This is a genomic window from Pelobacter seleniigenes DSM 18267 (assembly GCF_000711225.1).
GTDB lineage: Bacteria > Desulfobacterota > Desulfuromonadia > Desulfuromonadales > Geopsychrobacteraceae > Seleniibacterium > Seleniibacterium seleniigenes.
Genome location: NZ_JOMG01000001.1, coordinates 145048 through 162670 on the forward strand (window position 1 = coordinate 145048; position 17623 = coordinate 162670).

Annotated in this window: 12 protein-coding genes; 10 read left to right on the forward strand and 2 right to left on the reverse strand. The window is 56.5% G+C overall.

The genetic code is table 11. The features are described 5' to 3' along the window. Positions 1-477: 477 nt before the first annotated feature. A complete protein-coding gene (locus tag N909_RS0100680; protein ID WP_051689411.1) occupies positions 478-3240 on the reverse strand; it encodes a multicopper oxidase domain-containing protein in 2763 nt (920 codons plus the stop codon). A 465-nt stretch (positions 3241-3705) separates the two neighbouring features. Here N909_RS0100680 and N909_RS0100690 point away from each other — a divergent pair, with 465 nt between their 5' ends. The 4 genes from N909_RS0100690 to N909_RS24245 are packed head-to-tail and all read left to right on the forward strand — an operon-like array spanning position 3706 to position 8452. Continuing rightward, the gene (locus tag N909_RS0100690; protein WP_245613549.1) at positions 3706-4389 is read left to right on the forward strand and encodes a cobalamin B12-binding domain-containing protein; all 684 of its coding nucleotides are present in this window, start codon (positions 3706-3708) and stop codon (positions 4387-4389) included. Next, complete coding sequence (locus N909_RS0100695) at positions 4386-5432, forward strand: uroporphyrinogen decarboxylase family protein (protein WP_029909882.1); 1047 nt, start codon at positions 4386-4388, stop codon at positions 5430-5432. Before N909_RS0100690 ends, N909_RS0100695 begins: the two co-directional genes overlap by 4 nt. Continuing rightward, the gene (locus N909_RS0100700) at positions 5425-6018 is read left to right on the forward strand and encodes a DUF1638 domain-containing protein (RefSeq protein ID WP_036682609.1); all 594 of its coding nucleotides are present in this window, start codon (positions 5425-5427) and stop codon (positions 6016-6018) included. The genes N909_RS0100695 and N909_RS0100700 overlap by 8 nt, the downstream gene beginning before the upstream one ends. Continuing rightward, on the forward strand, positions 6011-8452 hold the full coding sequence (locus N909_RS24245) for a PAS domain-containing hybrid sensor histidine kinase/response regulator (RefSeq protein WP_051689412.1): 2442 nt from the start codon (positions 6011-6013) through the stop codon (positions 8450-8452). Before N909_RS0100700 ends, N909_RS24245 begins: the two co-directional genes overlap by 8 nt. Before the next feature lie 113 nt (positions 8453-8565). Here N909_RS24245 and aldA read toward each other — a convergent pair whose 3' ends face one another. Next, positions 8566-10002: an aldehyde dehydrogenase gene (gene aldA, locus N909_RS0100710; protein WP_029909893.1), complete on the reverse strand. Its 1437-nt coding sequence runs from the start codon at positions 10000-10002 to the stop codon at positions 8566-8568. A gap of 464 nt (positions 10003-10466) precedes the next feature. On the opposite strand from aldA, the gene dctP reads away from it, so the two are divergent. The 6 genes from dctP (at position 10467) to N909_RS24250 (ending at position 17615) form a co-directional block, all read left to right on the forward strand. After that, positions 10467-11486 carry a TRAP transporter substrate-binding protein DctP gene (dctP, locus tag N909_RS0100715; protein WP_029909895.1) on the forward strand — a complete coding sequence of 340 codons (1020 nt, stop codon included), beginning with the start codon at positions 10467-10469 and terminating at the stop codon, positions 11484-11486. Positions 11487-11578: 92 nt separating this feature from the next. Continuing rightward, positions 11579-12088, forward strand: coding sequence for a TRAP transporter small permease (locus N909_RS0100720; RefSeq protein WP_029909898.1), 510 nt, complete (start codon positions 11579-11581; stop codon positions 12086-12088). Then, positions 12085-13362 (forward strand): TRAP transporter large permease, encoded by a 1278-nt coding sequence (locus N909_RS0100725; RefSeq protein ID WP_029909902.1) that lies wholly within the window; start codon positions 12085-12087, stop codon positions 13360-13362. Before N909_RS0100720 ends, N909_RS0100725 begins: the two co-directional genes overlap by 4 nt. 6 nt (positions 13363-13368) lie before the next feature. Next, entirely contained in the window at positions 13369-14640 is a 1272-nt protein-coding gene (locus N909_RS0100730) for a nickel-dependent lactate racemase family protein (protein WP_051689413.1), read from the forward strand. 162 nt (positions 14641-14802) lie between these two features. Next, positions 14803-15555 (forward strand): (Fe-S)-binding protein, encoded by a 753-nt coding sequence (locus N909_RS0100735; RefSeq protein WP_029909908.1) that lies wholly within the window; start codon positions 14803-14805, stop codon positions 15553-15555. Then, on the forward strand, positions 15552-17615 hold the full coding sequence (locus N909_RS24250) for an LUD domain-containing protein (RefSeq protein WP_051689414.1): 2064 nt from the start codon (positions 15552-15554) through the stop codon (positions 17613-17615). Before N909_RS0100735 ends, N909_RS24250 begins: the two co-directional genes overlap by 4 nt. The last annotated feature ends 8 nt before the right edge of the window (positions 17616-17623 follow it).

Genomic DNA, 17623 nt, shown 5'->3' on the forward strand with positions numbered 1-17623 from the left:
GTCAAAATGTTGTGTTATTCAAGCGGGATTTGCCCGATTTGTCAAGAAGACAGAATCGAACATCGGCGCTCAAAACTGAGGATCAGCAACTGAAAACTCCATAATATCTTATTTCCAACGAGGCTCAGTGGGTTGAGTTATATCCCGAATGACGCTAGTTTAAGCAACCTTGTAGTAAACTCGGGACTGTCCCCAGGGGCATCGGGGGCTGTCCCAAGAGTTTGCGAGCCATGAAACTGTAGCGGTTAACACCGCAAAGACCTGGGACAGCCCCCGTGCGGGGACAGTCCCGGTTTTTCTGCCATCGCCCCTTAAACGAGCGCCATTCGAGTTCTACCGCCCAATTCCCAGTTTTCAAAAATTAATTCCTGATATTGGAGAATTGATCTTCAGTTTGCTGCTGCTCCGATACGTGTTTTCACAACACAAAAGACTGGAAAGCCCCCTTTTGTGGAGAAGGGGGCTTTCCCTGCTGCGTTACGGCGAGACAACATAGGGGCGCATCATCTCGTTGTCTTCGTGTTCCAGGATATGACAATGCCAGACGTACAAGCCGGCCTTATCAAATTTAGCGCGGACGACTGTGATTTCCTGCGGATAGGCGATCACTGTATCCTTATATCCGACCTCCCATGGCTGAACACTGGCCGAAAGCAGGCTGTCGCCGGCACCAGTTGCTGAGCCAATCTGACGGCGTTCGACCACCTCGAAACGAACCAGGTGCAGGTGGATGGGGTGGGCATCTTCGGTAAAGTTGTAGATTTCCCACATTTCCGTATCGCCTGCGGTTGGATTTTCGGTGACGTTCACCTGGACAGTTGAGCCGTCGGCCATGGTGACATCCGCGGGGAGACTGACCCCGGATTTGTCGGTCCAGAGGAGTCCAACCCCGGCGGGATTTGCCGGATCAGTTGCTAAGTCGACCGTCCCGAGGAGTGCCGCCTTGGGGGCAAAGGGTTCCCCTCCTGCGGCATCACAACGCTCATGGAAGGCTAACTGAGAATCCCCGGGGATATTCAGACCGGTCGGATCATAGGGTGGAACGATGAGCGGGTCGATCTGGGTGATGCCCCCACTGGCACTGTCGAACCGCGCACAGACATCCTGCGACTCTTCCTCGTTGAGGGATATCTGACGAGTCACTACAACCGGTGCTGAATTCTGTGGTTCGGCATTGAGGCGGATATCCGCAATAGTGGTCGCCGGAGTCGCCCCGGTCGGGTCTGTAGGACTGGCACCATTAAGGCTCGAACTAACAGAAAACTGCATCACCTGGCCAGTGGTCGTTGGATCTGACACGCTGGCCGGGTCGAACCCACCGAAAGGCTCATCCCCGACAGTGTTGACCAGTCGGATCAGGTCGCCGTCGGCGATTGGGCTGCCATCAACATAGGTCGCACTGAAATCGATCAGGATGTCAGCTCTTTCCGCCGGTCCCATCAGCAGCGCCTGATTCGGATCATTGGCGGGGGTGGCAGCAGGAACAGTTCCATCGCCGGGGTAACTTGTCGCTAAACCGGTCGAGATCCGCAAAACATTGGGCAACACCCCCTGATCAGTGCCGATCTGATAAAATGGCAACTCTTTACTTGGATCGATATCACCCGTTGCCGGATCGACCTTGAAGGCTGACAGATTAAGGAAGCGCGAATTGCAACCGTTGAGAACGCGTAACCGATAGGTTGCCTGGGCAACCTCCAGTTTTGGCCAACTCACCCCATTGACAACCATGACATTGAAAAATGCCTCGGGGTTCCAGAGTGGAGCGATATCGGTCGGATTGTCCGGGTCTCCGGCAAAATCGATAGTCAGCTGATTTGGCTCGAGCCCTTCAAAAAAGGCCCGCCGCTCGGGATAAAACAGGGAGCCGTCCTGATTAAATGACCGACCCTGGATAACCACCGGAATTTCGCGCACGGCGCTCCGCACCGGGTCACCGGGGACGTTCAGTTCAAGCATGGTATTTCCCGCCACGGGTGCCGGCCCCGGGAGAACCCCGTCATTCACCGCAACCGTCCGCTGATCGTCGATAGCATCCTGAACGGAGGTTGCCCCGGAATGATTCCCCCGGATCAACCAGAAACCGGCCGGACCGGCATAGACATTCGCTCGGGTCATCCCGAGAGTGTGGTCATGGAACCAGAGGGTTGTCGCCGGTTGATCGTTTGAGTAGACATAATCGGCATAGCCCAGAACACCTGGATTGGTCCCGGTCGCATCATCGAACAGGGTACCTGATTTGGCAATCCCCGCCGGCAGATTTGCTGCCGCCGGCAGCCACCAGGCTTCCGGATAACCATCACTGTGCCCGGCAACATGCGCGCCATGAACATGTGGCACCATCGGCACTGGTCCGGTATAGGTGGAGCCACTACTGCCTTTACAGTCGGTTCTGGTCGTGCCATCAAGGCAGGCCTGCAGCGGATTGGCCCAGTGCAGGGTCTGATCAATAGTGAGAAGATGGGGCAGATAGTTGCCATTCGCATCGACCAGATCATTGAGCCAGCGGACAGATACGGGAGTATCCGCCTGGGTTTCTACCGTATAGGAAGGGTAATTAAATTGGGAATTGGCCGCCGGGGCAATCCCTGCGCCACCGCCCAGAGCAGAAGAGTCCGGCACAGGGTCCGCCGTCGGTCCATAGCTCCAGACGGTGGTTGGTGGGAATTTATCGTGCCGCCCATTGAGGGTATTCCATATCCCGCCAGGAAGAATTTGCTGCTGAAACTGACGGACCGCAATGGCGTAGTTATCTGCGGTACCCGTGGTGTTCATAACGGGTGGGATAACCAGTGGGGTTACAAATTTTGGTATGGACAACGGGTCCAGGGTTCCTCCTGCCAACGGGAGCGACGCGTGTCGCGCCGGGTCAACCTGGATGGTCACCTGAACCTCGGCTGAATCCGATGCTACCGCGTCCGATACGCTGAAAACAAAAACATGAACACCAACCTGATCAAACGTTGGTGTCCAGGTAAAAGCCCCTGTCGCGCTGTCGATGCTCGCCCCTTCAGGAGCGCCACTGAGTTGATAGCTCAGGGTGTCCCCGCTATTTGCATCCGTCCCGGTCACACTGAAACTCAGTGTGCTCCCTTCCACCCCGACCTGCGCTGCAGGGACGGCAATCGTCGGCGCGTCATTGTTCGAGCTGCTGGAACCTCCGCCACCGCAACCTGCAATGAATCCGGTCACAACCCAACAGAAAATAAACCATCGCAAATAACCCCCAGCAGATTTCATAACGTCTCCTTTGCGTATTGAGCAAATGCACTGTTTAAGCACCAAATAGTCTGCAATTTTATTGTGGTGGGACAGAAAGAGGCGTGGTTGAAATACAGCAGTGCTTATCGATATCAATTCAATGTCCCAGTAGAATACTATTAATTTTCAAATGCGAATATGGGGGAAACCCCTATTAGGGGGTAGTAAATGACCTACTTTATTGAGATCTTGCGGCTTGAGAAGGGAATTTCGAGACTTTAACCCTCAGGAGAGCCTGACTTGAGCTGTTTGTCCGGAAAAGTCATCTCGTGACAATCTCCTCGCCGGATTGTTCAGGGTTACGTCAGTTCATTCATGGACAGTTCGCCCCCCAATGTCTCGAGAAAACAGCTCTTTAGTTTGATTTTTTTTAGTAAAAAAGGTATTAAAAACATTCCCCTTTCCACCTTACCTCCTTCTACCCACAAAGATTTCCAGGGATTCATGATGCCATCTGACTCAGCGCAGAACTATTTCGACACCTACCTCAAGACTCTTTTCGATACCGACAAGCAAGCGGCGTTGCAGCTTATTCAAGACGCTCTCGAAGGAGGCGTTTCCCCGGAGGATATCGTTTTCGAAATTGTGGTTCCCGGCCTGGAAATGATGGTCGGCGGAATGATCAGTGATAATCAGGTCACCCTCTCCCAACACTTCCTGGCCGCACAAATCGCGGATGAAGTCGTTGATCAGCTGCTGCCAAAGTTTTCCGGTGTGCCGGTAGTCAGTGGGCGGGTCGTTATCGGCTCCAGCTTCGGCGATTTTCATGGCTTGGGCAAAAAAATCGTTATCGGTTGCCTGCGGGCAAGGATGTTTCAGGTCAAAGACCTGGGAATCAATGTTCCGCCCGAGCGCTTTGTTGAGGAAGCCATTGCCTTCAACGCCGAGGTCATTGCCGTGTCCGCCATGATGGTCCACACGGCCAAAGGGGAGCAGGGAGCAAAACAGATTCGGCAGATTCTTCAGCAACGCCATCTGGAGGATAGATTTCGGATTATCGTCGGGGGTGCACCCTATCGATTCCATGAAAAAATGTATCTGGATGTCGGTGCCGATGCCTGGGCGGACAGTGCTGCTGAAGCCCCCGAGGTGGTCACCCGACTGGTGAGGGAGGTCCGCTCAAAATGACCGGGATGGAGCGGGTGCAGGCATTGCTGAGCGGGCAGCGACCGGATCGGGTACCGATCAATGTCAATCTGGTCGATCAAGGGGCCAGGGAATTAGGACTGTCCCTGCAGGACTACTACGCCAAAGGGGAACGGGTCGCTGAAGGCCAGCTGCGCATGCGGGCCAAATATGGCTACGATCTGCTCTTGGGAATGTTCTACTCGGCACTGGATGCAGAACTGATGGGCTGCCGTCAGCTCATCTATGCGACCGATGGGCCACCCAATGTCGGTCACCTGGTGGTGAAAACGCCGGACGATATCAGAAAGCTCACTCCCCCGGCTGATCTTTATTCCCATCCCCGTTTTCATGAATTAGCCAGTTGTATCAAGACTTTAAAACAGGAATCCGCCGGTCAATGGCCGGTGGTTGGGGTGGTTACAGCCTCATTTTCCCTGCCGGCCATGCTGATGGGTGTTGGTGCCTGGCTTGATCTGCTGTTGAATGGCGATGCCATCTTACGCGAATTGTTATTGCAGAAATGCGCAGCCTTTGCCTCCGATAAAATCCTCGCCCTGCGGGAGGCCGGTGCAGATTTAATCATTTATAACAATCCCCTTGCTTCTGCGACTTTCATTCTCCCCGCCCAGTTCAGGCAACTGGCCCTGCCCTGGACCCTCAAAGATCTGGAACAGAACGGCCCAAACGGCATCGTTTTCTTCAACGGCGGCGGGGTGATCAATCCGATCCTCGCCGATCTTAAAAAACATTCCGGTATCGGAGCATACTATCTCAATCCTTTTGACGACATTGCTGAGGCGCGACAGCTGCTGGGACCGGAACCGCTGATTGTTGGCGCCATTAACGACATCAAGCTGATCGATTGGACCCCGGAGGAGATCGAACAGGACGTTGAACGCATCATGCTGGCCGGAAATATAGCGGGCAACTTTATTTTTGGTACGCTGCTGATGCCTTACGGCATCCCCGAGCATAATATCCGGACAATGATCAAGGCGGCAATCAAGTATGGCTCCTTTGCTGAGGGGGGTAACAATGAGTGACCCTCAGATGATCATCGGCTGTGGGATTCTGGAAAAGGAAATCCGTTATCTGGCTGAAAGAAACAACTGGTCACAAGAACTTATTTTCATTCCTTCAGGTCTGCATGTCGATTTTGACAAACTGAGAAACAGTCTGGAAAAGTGCCTGCAGCAGTATAAAGATAAACCTGCCGCTGTTTTCTACGGAACCTGCCACCCTTGCATGGATGAGATTCTGGCCGGGACTCAGCGCTGCCGCACTCCTGGACAGAACTGTGTCGACATCTATCTCGGTCATGATCGATTCAGTCAGGAACTTCAACAGGGCGCTTTTTTCCTGTTTGAAGACTGGGCCCTGCACTGGAATGACATTGTCGGCGCCATCATGCCCGGCGATCCGGACATTATGCGCAGCATCTTCCGCAGTGCCCATAAATATCTCCTGGCAATTCGCACTCCCTGCTCGGGGGATTTTACTGCCGAGGCGGAGGCCATCAGTGACATGACGGCCCTGGAACTGCGCTGGATTGACATCGGCCTGGAGAATTTGGAAGAAAACCTGCGCGAGACCCTTAACAGGGTGAGGATGAACACAACTCATGGCTGAAAATCAGGATATTTCCCTTGACCAGTATCGCAATCTGGAAGAAAGACTCGCCAAACTCGCGCAGAAAAAATCGCGCATTGAGCTGATCAATTCGCTGCTGAGTCGGCTCAGCACCGTCCAGGGCCTCGATAACATGATCGAGCATATTCTCAATGCCCTGATGCAAACCATCGGTGCAAATAATATTTTTATTGTTTACCAGATGAACGACGCATGGAGATACCGGGATATTTATCAGCAAAGTCATCCCTATTATAAAGGGGAAAATCCGAACCTGGATCTGGCCCTGGCAACCGGCCAGCCGCAACGCACCAAGATTTCTGAAGCACCCTCCCGGGAACATTGTCAACAACCGGACGAGACAGTTGAAAACTGGATTTTCCCGCTCCAGGCACAAAACCGTAAAGTTGGAGCGGTCTGTTTTGAGGGAATGCAGCTGACTGATAAAAATATCTTTGATGAGCTGCTGCCATTTTTCGTTTACGCCGGTTTGATGCTTGATAATGAACTGTCCAATTACTCAAAGCTGGAAGAAGCACACCGCCGGCTGCAGGATTCCGAGACCCTCTATCGCAACCTTTTTGACCAATCCCCTGACGGTATCGTTCTCTGGAGCCTGCCCGATCTTAAGCCGGTCCAGTTTAACACCGCGGCACATACCTTACTCGGTTATTCCCGTGAAGAATTTGCAGCTCTGTCAGTCCCTGATATTCACCAGAGTAGAGCCCCTGAAGAAATCACCAAAATTACCGCACAGGTGAAGACACAAAAGACAGTCCACTTCGAGGCAAAGCAGCATACCAAAACAGGGGAATTAAGATCATCGTTAGTCTCTTTGAAACTGCTGGAGATCTCGGGAAAACAAACGATTTTGGCCATGCACCGCGATGTCACTGAATACAAAAAAACTCAGGAGAGCATGGCATTGCTGAATTTTGCCATGGATCATATCAGCGAAGCGGTCTATCTGATCGCGGCGGACGGAACATTCCGCTTCGTCAACAATGAAGCGGTCAGAGCCCTGGGATATCGCCGGGAAGAACTCCTGACCATGAGCGTTGCCCAGATCGCACCTGATTTACCCGCCGAAGCCTGGCCGGTCCACTGGCAGGAGATGAAAGAATCGGGAACGCTGACCATTCAAGGGCGCCACCTCCGCAAAAATGGAGAGATCTTTCCGGTCGAAATAACCGCCAACCATTTCATATATGATCAGGTCGAATACAACCTGGCGCTGGTGACCGATATTACCGACCGGTTACGCAGTGAAGAAGAACGTCGCCAGTTTGAAAAACAGATGGTGCAGACCCAAAAAATGGAGAGTCTCGGGGTCCTGGCCGGTGGTGTTGCCCACGATTTCAACAACCTGCTTGCGGCCATCATGGGGCACTCCGAACTCACCAAGAGAAGACTGCCCAACGGCTCTCCGGCCATTGAACACCTGAAGCAGATAGAACATGCCGCGGAACGCGCGGCTGACCTGGCCAAGCAGATGCTGGCATACTCCGGTCGCGGAAAATTTGTGGTGGAAAGGATTGACCTCAACAGCCTGCTTAAAGAAATGCTGCACATGCTGCAGGTCTCGATCTCAAAAAAGGTTGTCTTACGTCTGAACCCTTATCCCACCCTCCCCGCCTTGAACGCTGATGCGACCCAACTGCGGCAAATCATCATGAATCTGGTCATTAACGCCTCTGAAGCGATCGGGGAAAGAAGTGGCGTGATTTCCATTACCACGGGCTGTATGGATTGTGACGAGAGCTATCTGAAAAATATCTGGCTCAACGAAAACCTGACCGGCGGACTTTATGTCTACCTGGAGATTGCCGATACCGGTTGCGGCATGGACAAAGAGACTTTGGCAAAAATCTTTGACCCATTTTTCTCGACCAAATTTACCGGCCGCGGGCTGGGGATGTCCGCAGTCATGGGGATCGTCCGCGGGCATAATGGCGCCATCAAGGTCTACAGCGAACTCGGCCAGGGGACGACTTTCAAAATTCTGCTGCCAGCCTCTGAAAAACCTGCCGAGCTGTTCGCTAACGAAGCACCGGAAGAAAATTGGACCGGGACCGGCAAGGTCTTACTGGTCGATGACGAAGAAACGGTGCGTGGCATTGGTGTGGAAATGCTCAAAGAGCTTGGTTTCAGCACCATAACCGCCCGTGACGGCAAAGAAGCCTTGGAGATCTATCGCAACACCCCGGATATCATCCTGGTGATTCTGGATCTGACCATGCCCAGAATGGACGGCGAGCAATGTTTCCGGGAACTGAAAACGATCAATCCGCAGGTTAAAGCGGTGATTTCAAGCGGCTATAACGAACAGGAGGTCTCCCAGAAATTTATCGGCAAAGGGATTTCAGGGTTCGTTCAAAAACCCTACAAATTGGCTGTTTTGAGGGGAATCATAAAAAAACTGCTCCAGCAATAAACCACAGAAAACCTTTCCACTCCTACCAGAGAACGCTCACGTCTCTGCACAGAACAACGGGCCAGTCGATATCTTCAACTGACCCGATTTTTTGCCAATGAAACGGGCAAAATTCAGCTCTGAATATAAACCACGTGGCTCTGCAAATATTCGTAGAGGCCGTGCTTGCCGTCGGCGCCGCCGATACCCGACTTCCGCCAGCCGGCGTGGAACCCCTGCATCCCTTCGAAATGTTCGCGGTTGACGTAGGTTTCCCCGTATTTCAGTTCGTTGCAGGCGCGCATCACCGAACCGATATTATTGGTGAAGATGGAAGAGGTCAGCCCGAATTCACAATCGTTGGCCATGGCGATGGCTTCATCCAGACCGCTGACGGTCATGACCGGCAGAGCCGGACCGAAGATTTCCTGGCGCATGATCTCCATGTCCTGGCGGCAGTTGGCCAACAGGGTCGGCTGATAAAAATAGCCGTGCTTGGTATCACCGGGCCGGGAACCGCCGGTGAGCACTTCGGCACCGTCCTGTTTGGCGCGCTCGACCATGGCTTCGACTTTTTCCAGTTGCTCGAGGCTGACCTGGCAGCTCATGTCCGGGTTGGGATCCGCCGCGGGGTCGCCGTAGCTGACCGCGGCCATGGCTTTGGTCAGTTTATCCAGGAACTCGCCGGCCACCTTGTCATCCACATAGACCCGTTCCGCGCAGTTACAGACCTGGCCGCTGAAAATCACCCGCGAGGCAACGATCGCCTTGACCGCCAGGTCAAGATCGGCATCGGCGCAGACAATGGCCGGCGCTTTGCCGCCCAGTTCCAGTGAGGTTTTGGTGATGTTTTCGGCCGTTGCCGCGATGATCTTTTGCCCGGCCTCGACACTGCCGGTCAGGGAGACCATGCCGGTCAAGGGGCTTTTGACCAAGGCATTACCCAGGGTCCCACCACCTCCGGAGACAATATTCAGGACCCCTTTGGGCAGATCGAGTTGGGCCACCAGTTTGGCGAACTCAAAGGTACTGTTGGGGGTTTCACTACTCGGCTTGACCACGATGGTATTCCCGGTCAGCAGCGCCGGGGCCACTTTGCGGGCCATGACGAAAAACGGGAAATTCCAGGGGCAGATCCCCACCACCACGCCGATGGGTTGGCGGAACAGCAAAATGTTCTCTTTTGGACGATCGCTCTGGATGATTTCCCCCTCGTAAATCCGTGCCCAACCGGCATAGTAATCAAAATAATCCGCGGTGAAATCGATCTCGACCTGCGCCAGGGACGAAACCTTGGCCTGCTCTTCCATCAGCACCCGGGCCAGTTCGACCCGGTTGGCCCGGATCGCGGCCGCCATCTGCTTCAGATAGCCGGCCCGTTCGCTGGCCGGTCTGGCCGCCCAGGCGGTCTGCGCCGCAGTGGCCGCGGCAAGCGCGGCCTCGGCGTCGGCCGTCCCTCCTTTGGGTGCCGTGGCAATCACTTGCTCGGTGAAAGGATTCAGGACTTCAAAAACCTCATTGCTGCTGGAATCCCTGAACTCGCCATTGATAAACTGCTGATAGGTTTTCATGCGGGGACCTCCGATGGGAAAAGGTTGGCAAAGAAGCGCCCGGCACAGCGTGGGGAGAGTCGGTGGGATCGGAAAGAAAGGAGGTCAAGGCCGTAGCCGTGGTCATGTTCAACAGTCGGTCAGCCAGTCCCCCTCCGTCTTCAGCCGCATGGACTCAGAATAGCTCCGCCCGGGGCTTCACTGAACCAACTCTACTAGAAAAAAACCTCTTCGCAACCGGGACTGCAGGGCCCACGGTCGCGGTTCCGGCAAACGCTCTTGACACCCATCTGGTGGCATATTATCTTGCAACCCCCTGAACTCACAAAAAGAATTTGAATTCACCAAACACAGTTCGACGATACTAAACAAAGCTCTACTGCTGCATTTTTCAGGTGCCCAAAACAGGAATTTTCAGCCTTTTCCCGTGCCGGTCAAAACGTCGCGGGCTGTTGATTGATTTATTTGCCCAGGAGAATACTGCCATGAAAAAACTACTCGGTTGCCTTACCATCCTGCTGCTGTTGACAGCGTCCGTCCCGACCCTGTCTTTTGCGGCAAAGCTCAATTTCGGTCACATCGCCCCGACCTTCCACGGGATGTCCAAAGGGATCGATGTTTTTGCCGACTACGTCCGCGAAAAAACCAACGGTAAATACGATATTGCCACCTTCCCCATGGGCCAACTGGGCAACGAGCGCTCCATGGCCTCCCAGGTACAATCGGGCAGTTTGCAGATCGCCGCCATCACCACCGCGGTGCTGCAGAACTTCGTCCCGGAAGTAGCGATTCTTGATATGCCGTTTCTGTTTCCCAACCGGGCCACGGCTTACGCAGTGCTGGATGACCAGGCGGTCAAAGACAAAATCTTCTCCTACCTGCCGAAAAAGGGCTTTGTCGGCATCGGCTGGGTCGAAAACGAGATCCGCGATTTTTCCAATACCAAGCACCCGGTCCGCACCCCGGCTGATATCAAAGGACTCAAGGTTCGGGTGATGAACTCCCCGGCTTACCTCGACACCTTTAATCAGCTCGGTGCCTCAACTGTGGGGATTCCCTTCCCGGAAGTTTACAGCGCCCTGCAGACCGGGGTGATCGATGCCCAGGAAAACCCGCTAATGACCGCCGTGCTGATGAAGTTCCCCGAGGTTACCAAGTACGTCACCAATACCCAGCACGCCCTGACCGAATGTATCATCATCGTCAATATTGATTTCTGGGAGCGGCTCAGCCCTAAAGAACAGCAGATCTTCCGCGAAGCCGCCAACCTGGCCACCCAGACCAACCGGACCCGCAATGCCGAGATCAAACAGAACCTGCCGAAGTTGAATATGTCCATTGAGGAATACTGCAAACAGCACGGAGTTGAACTGATCAACCTGACTCCCGAAGAGCGGGAAGCCTTCCGCGTGGCTATGACCCCGGTGTGGGACAAGTATCGCGGCCTGATCGGCGATGATATCTTTGATTTCATGCTGGCCAAAATCAAGGAACATAAGCAATAATCCGATGACTGCCCGATGCGGGCAGTTCACTTTTCAGTACCGGCAAGGGAGGGGCGTTGCTCCTCCCTTTGCCATGCCCGCTTGGAGCACCAATGAAGCGCTTGTTCGGCCTGCTTGGCCGCATCGAGGAATTGACCCTCAGCCTGACCTTTCTGGGGCTGGCGTTGGTCGCCGTCATTCAGGTTTTCTGCCGCTATGCCCTGGACATCAGTTTTACCTGGTTTGAAGAAGCCGGTCGCTATGTCGGCATTTTCGCCACCTTCCTCGGTGCCAGTCTGGGGGTCAAATACGCCAGCCACTTTTCCATGGACCTGCTGATCAGTTCGGCCAAACCCCGCGTCCGCAAAGCCCTGCACTGCGGCATCGGCCTGCTGTGCGGCTGCGCCATGCTGGACCTGGCGTTCTATGGCTTTCGCCTGGTTGTGCGCAATTACAACTTCGGCAATACCTCGGCGGCCATGCAGCTGCCCATGTACATCGCTTACCTGCCGATTCCGTTCTTTGCCCTGATCATGGCGCTGCGCTTTTACCGGATTGCCTGGAACGCCCTGCGCGGCCAGCTGCAGACACCCAAAACCGATGGCGGAGGGCAGCTGTCATGATGACCACCGTCGCCATCGGCTTTGCCGCCCTGATGCTGGCCGGGGTTCCGCTGGCTTTCATGCTGATCATCGTCACCATGATCGCCCTGCAGCTGTTCTCCTTTACTCCCCAGCAGGCGGTGGTGGAGCAGCTTTTCAACTCCCTCGACTCCTTTGTGCTCCTGGCGATCCCCTTCTTCGTCCTCGCCGGGTCGATCATGACCAAAGGGGCCATCGCCAAACGTTTGATCGCCTTTATCAACTCCCTGGTCGGCTGGATTCCCGGGGGACTCGGCGTGTCCGGGGTACTGGCCTGCATCTTTTTCGCGGCCATTTCCGGTTCCGGCCCGGCCACGGTGGTCGCCATCGGCTCGATCATGATTCCGGCCCTGGTCGAAGCCGGCTACCATAAACGCTTTGCCATCGGCCTGATCACCACCTCCGGTTCGCTGGGGATCGTCATTCCGCCGTCGATCCCGATGATCCTTTACTGCCTGGTCATGAACGTCTCGGTGGCCGAGATGTTCATGGCCGGGATTCTGCCCGGCCTGTTGATCGGGCTGTCCCTGGTCATTTATACGGTCCTCCGCGCCCGCCGCCACAACTGGAAAATCGGTGAGCGGCCGAGCCTGGCCGAGGTGATCAGAACCGGCAAGGAGGGGTTCTGGGCCATTCTCCTGCCGGTGGTGGTGCTGGGCGGGATCTATTCAGGGGTCTTCACCCCGACCGAAGCGGCCGCGGTCAGTGTCGGCTATGCCCTGTTCGTCGAGCTGTTCATCTACCGCGAATGCTCGCTGCGGGAGATCCCCGAAATCTGCCGGGAATCCTCCATCATGGCGTCCTGCCTGCTGTTCCTGCTGGCCGGGGCCATGACCTTCAACTGGCTGCTGACCGCCGAAGAAATACCGGCCATGGTCGCCCGCTTCGTCATGGAGCATATCCACAGCCCCTGGCTGTTCCTGCTCGCTATCAACCTGCTGCTGCTGATTTTGGGCTGTTTCATGGACAGCGTCAGCGCGGTGCTGATCCTTTCACCACTGTTCCTCGACACCCTGCAGGGTTATCATATCGATCTGGTCCATTTCGGCATCGTCATGGTCCTGAATATCGAGTTCGGCATGCTGACCCCGCCCTTCGGGCTCAACCTGTTCGTCTCCATGGGCGTAACCGGGGAAAAGTTGCGCACCGTGGTCAGTGGGGTGCTGCCGCTCCTGGCGCTCCTGCTCTGCTGTCTGCTGCTGGTGACTTATATCCCGGACATCTCCCTGCTGCTGCCCAAACTGTTTTTGAGGTAAGAACTGATGAAGTCTGTTGCAATCCCTTGTTCCCGCGACCGGATCACCCTCGAGCTGCCCGCGGCAGCGGCGCAGAAAGCCCGTCTGGTCGAAACCCGCAAAGCCAACGCAGCCGTCCTCAGTGCAGCCGACATCGCCGATTCCCTGGAGCAGCCGCTGGGTTGTGCTCCGCTACGGGAACTGGCCAGGGGGAAAAAATCCGCCTGCGTGGTGATTTCCGATATCACCCGGCCGGTGCCCAACCGGCTACTTCTGCCACCGCTGCTGAGCCGCCTGGAACAGGCCGGAATCCCCCGTGACGCCATCACCATTTTGATTGCCACCGGGATGCATCGCCCGAATCTCGGCAACGAGCTGGAAGAGCTGGTCGGTGGCGAGATCGCCGCTGGTTACCGGATCATCAATCACGACTGTCACGAACGGGACAACCTGCGCCAGGTGGCGGTCATCGACGGTGCGCCCATCGAGGTTAACCGCCACTACCTGGACGCCGAATTCAAGGTCCTCACCGGCCTCATCGAGCCCCACCCTTTTGCTGGTTTTTCCGGCGGCGGCAAATCGATTCTGCCCGGACTGGCCAGTTTCGAGACCATGAAGTTCATGCACTCCTTCGCCCTGGTCGATCACCCGGAGGTGGCGACCGCGCGGATTGCCGATAACCCGTTTCGCCACCATATCAACAGGGTCAGCGCTGCTGCCGGGGTTGATTTCATCGCCAATGTGCTGATCGACGATGCCAAACAACCGGTCGCCATCTTCAGCGGCGACCCGCAAGCCGCCTTTAGCGCCGGTTGCCGCCAAGCGGAGAACAATGCCGTGGTTCATGTCGGCAGCCCCGCCGACCTGGTCATCACCAGCGGCGGCGGCTACCCCCTTGACGCCACCCTTTACCAGTCGAGCAAAGGGCTGATTGCGGCCGGGAATATTGTCCGCCCGGGCGGCACCATTTTGATGATCGCCGGCTGCAACGAAGGACTCGGCAGCCGCAGTTATTGCGACATTATCCGTTCGGCCCAGGCCTCGCCGGAACAATTTCGCGCTCATTACAGCAATCCTGACAATTTCGTTATTGACCAGTGGGGAGCGCAGGTCTATTTTCAAACTCTTGAACGTTGCGGCAGAATTCTGCTCTATTCCCCGCACCTGACCCAGCAGGACATTGACCCCTTCGGCATGACTTTGGTCACGGACCCGGCGGCGGTGCTGCCCGAACTCTGCGCGCAAAGCCAAAGCATCTATATCGTCCCTGAAGGTCCTTATGTCGGCTGTGTCCTTTAGCCCGTAGAGCCCAAGGATGACGGTTAAAACCGAGATCGTCCATTAACTTTTTAATTTGTGCAGGCTTGGAAAATCGTATTTTCCCGGACCCCGCCTGAAAAGATCCACAGCCGGACCTTTTCAACAGCCGATAAGTTCATCGCCAGTTTGGAAGTGATTGACATGTTGTTGCCTTCGCGCGTAGCCCTATTTCTAACCTGTTCCGCAGAAACCCTTTATCCGGCCGTTGGTCGTGCCTGTGTCGCCGTTCTGGAAGCCGCCGGATTCGAAGTCGCCTTCCCCGCCAGCCAGACCTGCTGCGGCCAGAAATGGTTCAACAGCAACGAACCGGCCGAGGCGCGGATCCTGGCCCGGCATTTTCTCGAGGTGTTCGAGGATTCCCCGGCCATCGTCGCCCCCAGTTCCTCATGCGTCGACACCGTCCGCAACGGCTACCCGGAACTGTTCACCGACGACCCGGCCCTGCACAAACGCTTTGTCTCCCTGGGCAGCAAAACCTTTGAGTTCTGTGAATTCCTCAATAAAGCCGGGATCCGCCAGCTGCCGGCTCTGCCCGCCCCGGTGCTGACCACTTACCATTCGACCTGCCGGACCCTGCGCGGCATCGGCCTGGTCGGCGTCGCGGAAAAATACCTCCAGCAACTGTGCGGCGACATGTTCATCCCCCTGCCCAACGCCGACACCTGCTGCGGCTTCGGCGGCACCTTCAGCGTCAAGCTGCCCGAGGTGTCCGGTCAGCTGCTCCAGGACAAGCTGGATGCCATCGTCGCCACCCGCGCCGAGGTTGTCACCGCCCTTGACCTGAGTTGCCTGACTCATTTGAGCAACGGCGCCAAACGCCTGGGCATGAACCGGCAGCGCTTTGTTCACCTGGCGGAGTTAATGGCCGAAGCGTTGCAAGGAGGCCGGGCATGAAAAGATCCCTGACCCGTCATAGCTTCCGCCTGGCCAGCGCCCGAGCCATTCCCGACGCTCGCCTGCGCGCCGCGGTCAGGAAGACCGCCGGAGTCCTTGCCGACATGCGCGCCAAAACCGTGGCCGGCAAACCGGATTTCGAGGCCCTGCGCGACTGGGGCCGTTCCCGCAAGATCGAGATTTCAGGGGATCTGGCCAAATGGGCGGATCAGTTCGCCGCCAACGTTGAACGCCAGGGCGGCATTGTCCATCGGGCCAAAGACGCCGCTGACGCCGGACGGATTATCACCGAAATCGCCAAGGCTCATGGCGTTCAGGTCGCAGTCAAATCCAAGTCCATGACCAGTGAAGAGGTCGGTTTGAACCAGCTGATGCAGGCGGCCGGCATCGAAGTCACGGAAACCGACCTGGGCGAATTCATCATCCAGCTGGCCGGTGAACATCCGTCCCACATCCTCGCGCCGGCCATCCACCGCAGTCAGGACGAAGTGCGCAGCCTCTTTGCAGAAAAACTCTGCGCCCCGGATAACCTCGATGTCGAAGGGATGGTCCGCTTCGCTCGCAAGGTGCTGCGCCATCGCTTTTTAGAAGCGGGCATGGGGATTACCGGCTGCAACTTTGCCGTCGCCGACACCGGCACCGTGACCATCGTCACCAACGAGGGGAACGGCCGCATGTGCACCAGCCTGCCGCCGGTCCATGTGGCCCTGGTCGGCATGGAAAAGATTATCCCCAGCATCAAGGACCTACCCGACTTCCTGTCCCTGCTGACCTGCTCCGCCACCGGCCAGCGCGCCTCCAGCTACATCAGTATGACTACCGGCCCGCGCCGGCCTGGGGAGTGCGAAGGCCCGGAAGAAGTTCATGTGGTGCTCCTCGACAACGGCCGCACCAACATCGCTGCCGGGCCCTGGCGGGAGATTCTCCACTGTCTGCACTGCGGCAGCTGCCTCAACCACTGCCCGGTCTATAACGCGGTCGGCGGGCACGCCTATGAATCCCCCTATTCCGGACCCATGGGGACGGTGCTGTCGTCATTGATCTGGGGGGAAAATATCTATCCGGATCTGGCCAACGCCTGCACCTTGTGCGGCCGTTGCGTCGACTATTGTGCGGTCAAAGTGCCGCTGCGCAGCTTCCACCGCACCCTGCGCAACCGCAACCGCCAGGCGACCTTTAAAAGCATGCTGCCGGCCCGTCTGGCGACCTATCCCGGCTCTTATCGGCGCGGCATCGCTGCCGTGCGCAGACTGCTGCGCAACAAGTCGATTGCGCCGCTGTTACGAGCCACCAACCAGGCCGCAGCCAACTGGCTGAGCTGCCGAGAACTGCCGACGCCGAGCGATGAGCAGTCATTCCGCCAGTGGTGGCAACAACGGATTCCCAATCAACAGGATCCGCCACAATTGATCCGCGAGCAGCAACCGGCCAAACCGGCGGCCGTTCCAGTCGCCCCTTCCCCTGCCACACCAACGCAGGAGGAGCTGTTCGAACTGTATCGTCAGCGCGCCACCGCCATCGGCGTTGAACTGGCTGAAATCACTCGTGAGCAACTCGCCACGCAGTTGCAGGCTCTCATTGAAGCTGAAGCGATCTCCTGCACCGCCCTGCCCAGTGGCTGCTGGCCGACAGAAATCCTCCAGCAGGTCACCGGTGTTCTGGAAGCCAGTGCCAGCCATCTGACCACCACCGAGGATAATGTCCACGGTACCGGCTGGCATCAGGACGATCTGATCAACGCCCGGCTCGGCGTCACCTGGTGCAAAGCCTTCCTGGCCGAAACCGGCTCCATGGTCTTTGCCGCCGGTCCCAGCCACGGCACCCTGGCCTCGCTGCTCCCGGAAGTCCACCTGGCCATCAGCACCAAGGAGGCCTTGTTTGCCGACCTGAAGGCCTATTTCAAGGCCAACCCGGGGACGCTCCCGTCCCGACTGACGCAGATTTCAGGCCCCAGTCGCACCGGCGATATCGAAGGGACCATGACCGTCGGAGTGCATGGCCCGCGCCGGGTCATTCACTGGATTCTGGCCACGGAGAACCGTACCACCGGCCAAGGATAAACGCTGCC

Coding starts and splice junctions, on each gene's coding strand:
- N909_RS0100690 (WP_245613549.1), top strand. CDS start 3,706: ATGATGCCATCTGACTCAGCGCAGAACTATTTCGACACCTACCTCAAG.
- N909_RS0100680 (WP_051689411.1), bottom strand. CDS start 3,240: ATGAAATCTGCTGGGGGTTATTTGCGATGGTTTATTTTCTGTTGGGTT.
- N909_RS0100725 (WP_029909902.1), top strand. CDS start 12,085: ATGATGACCACCGTCGCCATCGGCTTTGCCGCCCTGATGCTGGCCGGG.
- N909_RS0100695 (WP_029909882.1), top strand. CDS start 4,386: ATGACCGGGATGGAGCGGGTGCAGGCATTGCTGAGCGGGCAGCGACCG.
- N909_RS24250 (WP_051689414.1), top strand. CDS start 15,552: ATGAAAAGATCCCTGACCCGTCATAGCTTCCGCCTGGCCAGCGCCCGA.
- N909_RS0100700 (WP_036682609.1), top strand. CDS start 5,425: ATGAGTGACCCTCAGATGATCATCGGCTGTGGGATTCTGGAAAAGGAA.
- aldA (WP_029909893.1), bottom strand. CDS start 10,002: ATGAAAACCTATCAGCAGTTTATCAATGGCGAGTTCAGGGATTCCAGC.
- N909_RS0100720 (WP_029909898.1), top strand. CDS start 11,579: ATGAAGCGCTTGTTCGGCCTGCTTGGCCGCATCGAGGAATTGACCCTC.
- N909_RS0100735 (WP_029909908.1), top strand. CDS start 14,803: ATGTTGTTGCCTTCGCGCGTAGCCCTATTTCTAACCTGTTCCGCAGAA.
- dctP (WP_029909895.1), top strand. CDS start 10,467: ATGAAAAAACTACTCGGTTGCCTTACCATCCTGCTGCTGTTGACAGCG.
- N909_RS0100730 (WP_051689413.1), top strand. CDS start 13,369: ATGAAGTCTGTTGCAATCCCTTGTTCCCGCGACCGGATCACCCTCGAG.
- N909_RS24245 (WP_051689412.1), top strand. CDS start 6,011: ATGGCTGAAAATCAGGATATTTCCCTTGACCAGTATCGCAATCTGGAA.